Genomic DNA, 5,614 nt, shown 5'->3' on the forward strand with positions numbered 1-5,614 from the left:
CCGCTGCTGGTGCGGCGCCCCCGTGCGCTGGCTGTCACTTCGCCTTGCGGGCCACCGTGAAGTGGTCGATCCGCTCGCCGCTCTCGGCGATCGCGGACACCGTCAAGGTCGCCTCCCGCCCGGTGTGGGCGGGCTGGACGTCGACGGACAGGAAGGAGTAGCCGGTGTAGCGCACCCGCGACCAGTGCACGGTCTCGGCGACGTGGCCGCCCTTGGCCTGGTAGTAGCTGGGCACCGAGTCGAGGTCCTTGACGTTGCCCTCGTAGGAGTCGGCGACGGGGAAGGAGTACAGGCTCTTGCCCGCGCCGCCCGCGGTCACGTAGACGACGCCGTCGGTGGCCGGGCGGACCGTCTCGCCGATCGGCAGGTTCTTCGACACGGCGTTGGCCCGGATCGCGTCGGTGCGCTCGTAGACGTGGTTGTGGCCGTTGATCACCAGGTCCACCTGGTGCTTCTCGAACAGCGGCACCCACTGCTCGCGCACCCCGCCCTCGGAGGCGTGCTGGTTGGTGGTGGAGTAGGCGCAGTGGTGGAAGAAGACCACCAGGAAGTCGATGCCGCGCTGCTTGCGGTAGCCGGCCAGGGTCGCGTCCAGCCACGCGGTCTGGCCGCCGCCGCTGATGCCGTAGTTGGCCGGGATCTCGTACGACACGTCGTTCGCGTCGAGGGCGATGACGGCGGTGTTGCCGTAGACGAAGGAGTAGGCGCCGGGCTGGTTGGCCGGGCGGGGGCCGTTCGCCGGGAGGGTCCAGCGGGCCTCCTGGCCGCCGTAGCCGTTGGGCGAGTACCAGGCTTCCATGTCGTGGTTGCCGGTGGTGATCATCCACGGCACGCGCGAGGCGACCGACTCGGTCTGGGCGAGGAACTGGTCCCAGGTCCGCGCGTCGTAGTCGCCGGAGTCGGAGGACTGGCCGGAGCCGTCGGGGTCGGCGTAGCAGATGTCGCCCGCGTGCAGGTGGAAGGCGGGGTTGCGGGCCAGGATCAGGGAGTCGTTGGCGAGGGCGTGGTAGCTGACGCCCTGGTCGCCGAACGCGGTGAAGGTGAAGCGCTCGCTGCTCGCGGGCGCGGTGGTGAAGGAGCCGATCGTGGCGAACGCGGCGGCGTCGGCCGGGTCGAAGCCGTCGTGGCCCACCCCGTAGTAGTACGTCGTGCCCGGGTGCAGGCCGGTCAGCGTCACGTGCTGGTAGTACTGGTCGACGGCGGGCAGACTGCTGTTCGTCAGCTGCGGGGTGTGCAGGTCGCGCACCTCCGCCTGGACCTTGTGGCTGAGCGCCCACGGCTTGAGGCCGTAGCGGACGAAGGGCTTGGTGACCGCGAGCGGCACCTGCCAGGAGACGGTGAACTGGGTGCGCGGGTCAGCCCCGTACTGGAGGTGCCGGCCGAACGGGGCGACGAGCGAGCCGTCCACGCCATGCCCGGTGGCCGGCCGGCCCACCAGGGTCGGCGCCGCGGCGCTCGCGCTCTGCCCGAGCAGACCGGAGGCGGCGACGGTGCCGGCCGCGACCGCGCCGCCGACCACCAGCCGCCGCCGGCTCAGCTTGGTGCGCAGGTACTCGTGCTGTTCGGCCATGCTCATCTTCTCGGCGAGCCTGGCCTCGATGCCCATGTTGGGAGTTTCCATGTCGGGGAAGCTGTCAGCGCGCGTCGATGCCCGGGTGTACGGGAGGCGAACAGCCGGTGGCGGCGCGCGGTCCGGCCGCCGCCCGCACCGGCCGGCCGTGCCGCCGGTGACGGGTGGGGCGGGCCGGGCGGGTGGGGTCCGTCACAGCGGCGGGGCGGCGGCTCAAGCCTCGTCAGGGCCAGCCGTCGTCAGGGCCGGATGTCGTCAGGGCCAGATGTCGGCGTGGGCGCGGAAGGTCTCGGGGTCGCTCTCGACCGGCAGGACGCACAGCAGGTGCCCGCCGGGCGCCCGCAGCACCCGGCACTCCAGCCAGCTCGCGACCTGCTCCGCGCCGAGCGCGACCAGCCGGGCGGTCTCCGCCTGCGGGTCGTCGGTCTCGATGTCCAGGTGCATCCGCGGCGCGTCGTCGACCGCCTGAACCGCCGTGACCAGCCCGGGAATCGCGTCATGCAGCGTGGTGAACTGCGGCTGCGGCGCGAACGGCCGGGCGGTGGCGCCGAGCGCCGCGGCCCAGAACTCCGCCGCCCGGCCCGCCTCGTCCTTCGGGGTGTCGAGCAACACGGCGTACACACGGCTGCGATGCATGGCGGGGTGCCCCTCTCGAACGGACGGTGGCACGGATGCTACGCCCGGTGCGCCGGTGCGCCGGTGCCCGCGGCGGCCCTGGGGTCAGTCCCGGTCGGCGCCGGCGAGGGCGTCGGCGACCAGGCGGGTGGCGAAGTCCCGGTCGTCGGTGAGGTGGTTGATGCGCTCGGCCAGCAGGAAGGCGGTCGCCTCCAGCGGGGTCATCTCGCTCTCGGTCCAGAAGCCGTACTGCTTGCGCCACAGGCCCGGGCCGAGGCCGGTCGCCGCGGCGATCACCAGGCCGGCCATGGTCGGGATCGCCTCGGGGCGGATGCTGCGGGGCATGTTGCGCATCGTCTCGACGAGGTCGGGCACGACGCACTCGACGACGTCCTTGCCGTGGTCCGCGTAGGCCGCGGTCAGCCAGCGCGCGAACAGGTAGATGAGCGTGCAGGCGCCGTCCAGCACGTCGTTCGCCTCGGCCGGGCTCATGGACGAGGTGAAGTGCTCGATCAGGCGCTGCTGTTCGGGGTCCGGGCCGCCGCTGTCCTCGTACACCGCCCGCAGCCGGGAGTCGACGATCATGAGGGCGGTGCCCACGTCGCCCGCCGGGGCGTACCTGGGGTCGCAGGGCGATGCCACGGGGGCCTCCTCAACTCACCGCGGTGCGCGCGGGGTTCTCGCGGGTCCGGTCGCCGACGACTCTAGGTCCGCGCCGCGGGCCGCACCCGGTACGGGGCGTTGCCTCGTCGGACCGGCACGCGGGCGCCCTCCGGTGCCGGGCCGACGCGCGGCACCGGGGCCGGCCCTTCGAGCTGCCTCGAAACGCGGCCCCGGTACGGGCGCCGGACGCACCGCGCGGGGTGGCTCAGCCGCCCAGCGGCACCGGGACGAGCGTCGCCCGGAAGTGCCGCAGGATCGGGGACTGCTCGGTGATCCGGAAGCCGTGGACGCTCTCGCCGTTCTTGACGATCTTCGCCAGCGTCTCGCCTATGTGGTCGTAGTGGCTGCGCGTGTAGACCCGGCGCGGCAGGGCGAGGCGGACCAGCTCGTAGGGCGCGCTCTTGGTCGGGTTGCCGTCCTCGTCCTCCTCGCCGAGGTAGAGGGAGCCCAACTCCGCGGAGCGGATGCCGCCTTCGAGGTAGAGCTGGCAGGCGAGCGCGTGGCCCGGGTACTGGTGGGCGGGGATGTGCGGGAAGAGCCGGCCGGCGTTGAGGTAGAGCGCGTGCAGGCCGGGCGGCTCCAGGATGTCGACGCCCGCCGCGCGCACCCGGTCGGCGAGGTAGCGGGCGATGTCGGCCCGCTCGGCGAGGTAGGCCGGCTCGGTCACCTCTTTGAGGCCCTGCGCCATCATGTCCAGGTCGCGCCCGGCCAGCCCGCCGTAGGTGGCGAAGCCCTCGGTGGCGATGAGCAGCAGCTCGCAGCGCTGGGCGAGTTCGCCGTCGTTGAGGCCGATGAACCCGCCGATGTGGACGATGCCGTCCTTCTTGGCGCTCATCACGCAGCCGTCGGTGAGGCGGAACGCCTCCTCGGCGACCTGCCGCGGGGTGCGGTCCTGGTAGCCGGGCTCGTGCCGGGTGACCAGCCAGGCGTTCTCCGCGAAGCGGGCGGCGTCCAGGAAGAGCGGCACCCCGTGGGCGCGGCACAGCGCGGAGGTCTGCTTGATGTTCTCCATGGAGACGGGCTGGCCGCCGCCGCCGTTGTTGGTGATGGTGAGCAGCACCACCGCGACCCGGGAGCCGTCCGGCCCGGTGAGCGTGCGGCGCAGCTCCTCCAGGTCGATGTTGCCCTTGAAGGGGTGGGAGCTGTCCAGGTCGCGTGCCTCGGGACACGGCAGGTCCCGCGCCTCGGCGCCGGAGAGCTCGACGTTGGCCCGGGTGGTGTCGAAGTGCGTGTTGGCCAGCACCAGTTGGCCCGGCTCCAGCAGCGTGTTGAACAGCACGCGCTCGGCCGCGCGGCCCTGGTGGGCCGGCAGGATGTGGGAGTAGCCGGTCAGCTCGGTGACGGTCTCGTGGAACCGGTAGAAGGAGCGCGAGCCGGAGTACGACTCGTCGCCCGCCATGCCGGCGGCCTGCTGCGCGGCCGACAGCGCACCGGTGCCGGAGTCGGTGAGCAGGTCGATGGTCACCTCCTCGGCCCTCAGGTCGAACAGGTTGTAGTGCACACGCTGCAGCGCTTCCTCCCGCTGCTGCCGCGTGGTCACGGGAATGGGTTCCACTACTTTGATCCGGTAAGGCTCCATGCGGACCGCTGCTCCTGTCGTTCTGTCGTTCTGCGGTGCGGACTTCCGTGGTGCGGAGGTCCTGAGGGTGTGGGGGTTCCTAGGGGGTGGCGAGGGGGTGCGGGGACGCGGCGGCCGCCGGCCGCGGCGGCTGCACCCGGTACGCCTCCGCGGAGACGTACACGGTGATCCGCGGGGCCCGGCCGTCCTGGTGCACCAGCGCCACGTAGGCGACCAGGCCCACACCGTCCGCCAGCCGGCGGGAGGTCACCGCGGCCAGCGCCCGGTCGAGGGCGCCGGCGTCCATGCCGTAGCGCTCCAGCATCCGCACCGTGCGGTCGCGGGCGGCGCCGTCGTGCCCGACGTAGGCGCGTACCGGCATGTGCAGGGTGAAGCCGCTGGGCCGCCCGGTCGCGGTGTCGGTGAAGGAGTAGCAGGTCAGCGCGCGGCGGGTGGGGCTCCCGTGCTCCTCGACACCGGCGATGGCGTCGAAGAACTCCGCTGCCTGGTCCCGGCCTTCGGCGGGTGCCAGCCGGGAGTAGCGGCCGGCCTGCTCGGCGGTGAGGCGGTCGTGGGTGCAGTACACCTTCACCCGCGGCGCCGCCCACTCGCCGAGGTCGAGGGCGAGGAAGGGGTGGTCGTCGGCCGGCGGGAGCGCGTCGAACGCCTGGTGGTGGCCGAGGCGCCGGAGTGCCTCGCGGAGGGTGGCGGCGCGGCGGTCCGGGCCGTTGGCGGCCGGGTTGAGGTAGACCTTCACCCCGGGGACGCCGCCGGGCCGCAGTTCCAGCGCGCACCACAGGGCGAACGGACCGGCGGGGTGGTCGGGGAGGAACAGGTCTTCCAGCAGGTCGAGTTGGGCGGTGGAGAAGTCCCAGCGCTCGGCCATCGCGCGGATCGCCCGCAGCCCGGTCCGGCCGTTCTCCGCCAAGTCGCCGCTCTCGCACCCGGGTTCGACCAGCACGCGCAGCGCGGGAGTGGCGCCGGGCAGGAAGGCGAGCGAGTACTCGACCGGGGTGTGGTCGTCGGAAAGCAGGGTAGGCGCCGGCGGCGGGAGTGCCAACGACCGTGTCGCGGCGGGTCCGAGGCTCGCGGCCAGGACCTGGACGTAGGTTTCGGTGTCCGTGCGGTCCAGCTGCGCGATGTCGCACAGCCGGGCGAGCTGGTCGGTGACGAGACCGCCCAGCTGGGTCGGGGGGCGGAGGGGAGGC

The 5,614-nt window shown here is 73.0% G+C and carries 5 protein-coding genes; all 5 read right to left on the reverse strand.

The window, feature by feature from the left end; all coding sequences use genetic code 11:
• Positions 1-34: 34 nt before the first annotated feature.
• The 5 genes from AC3ERT_RS36355 to AC3ERT_RS36375 all read right to left on the reverse strand — a co-directional run bounded on the left by AC3ERT_RS36355 (position 35) and on the right by AC3ERT_RS36375 (position 5,589).
• Entirely contained in the window at positions 35-1,621 is a 1,587-nt protein-coding gene (locus AC3ERT_RS36355; protein ID WP_435179423.1) for a purple acid phosphatase family protein, read from the reverse strand.
• A gap of 204 nt (positions 1,622-1,825) precedes the next feature.
• Positions 1,826-2,206, reverse strand: coding sequence for a VOC family protein (locus AC3ERT_RS36360; protein ID WP_335970335.1), 381 nt, complete (start codon positions 2,204-2,206; stop codon positions 1,826-1,828).
• An 84-nt stretch (positions 2,207-2,290) separates the two neighbouring features.
• Positions 2,291-2,827: a hypothetical protein gene (locus tag AC3ERT_RS36365; protein ID WP_435128862.1), complete on the reverse strand. Its 537-nt coding sequence runs from the start codon at positions 2,825-2,827 to the stop codon at positions 2,291-2,293.
• 226 nt (positions 2,828-3,053) lie between these two features.
• Entirely contained in the window at positions 3,054-4,388 is a 1,335-nt protein-coding gene (locus tag AC3ERT_RS36370; protein ID WP_335970332.1) for a tryptophanase, read from the reverse strand.
• A gap of 118 nt (positions 4,389-4,506) precedes the next feature.
• Positions 4,507-5,589 carry a tryptophan dimethylallyltransferase family protein gene (locus AC3ERT_RS36375; RefSeq protein WP_435179426.1) on the reverse strand — a complete coding sequence of 361 codons (1,083 nt, stop codon included), beginning with the start codon at positions 5,587-5,589 and terminating at the stop codon, positions 4,507-4,509.
• Positions 5,590-5,614 lie beyond the last annotated feature (25 nt).

Source organism: Actinacidiphila sp. bgisy145 (assembly GCF_057708125.1).

Bases quoted from the DNA above. Each gene is read 5' to 3' on its own strand.
- AC3ERT_RS36360 (WP_335970335.1), bottom strand. From the start codon at position 2,206: ATGCATCGCAGCCGTGTGTACGCCGTGTTGCTCGACACCCCGAAGGAC.
- AC3ERT_RS36355 (WP_435179423.1), bottom strand. From the start codon at position 1,621: ATGGAAACTCCCAACATGGGCATCGAGGCCAGGCTCGCCGAGAAGATG.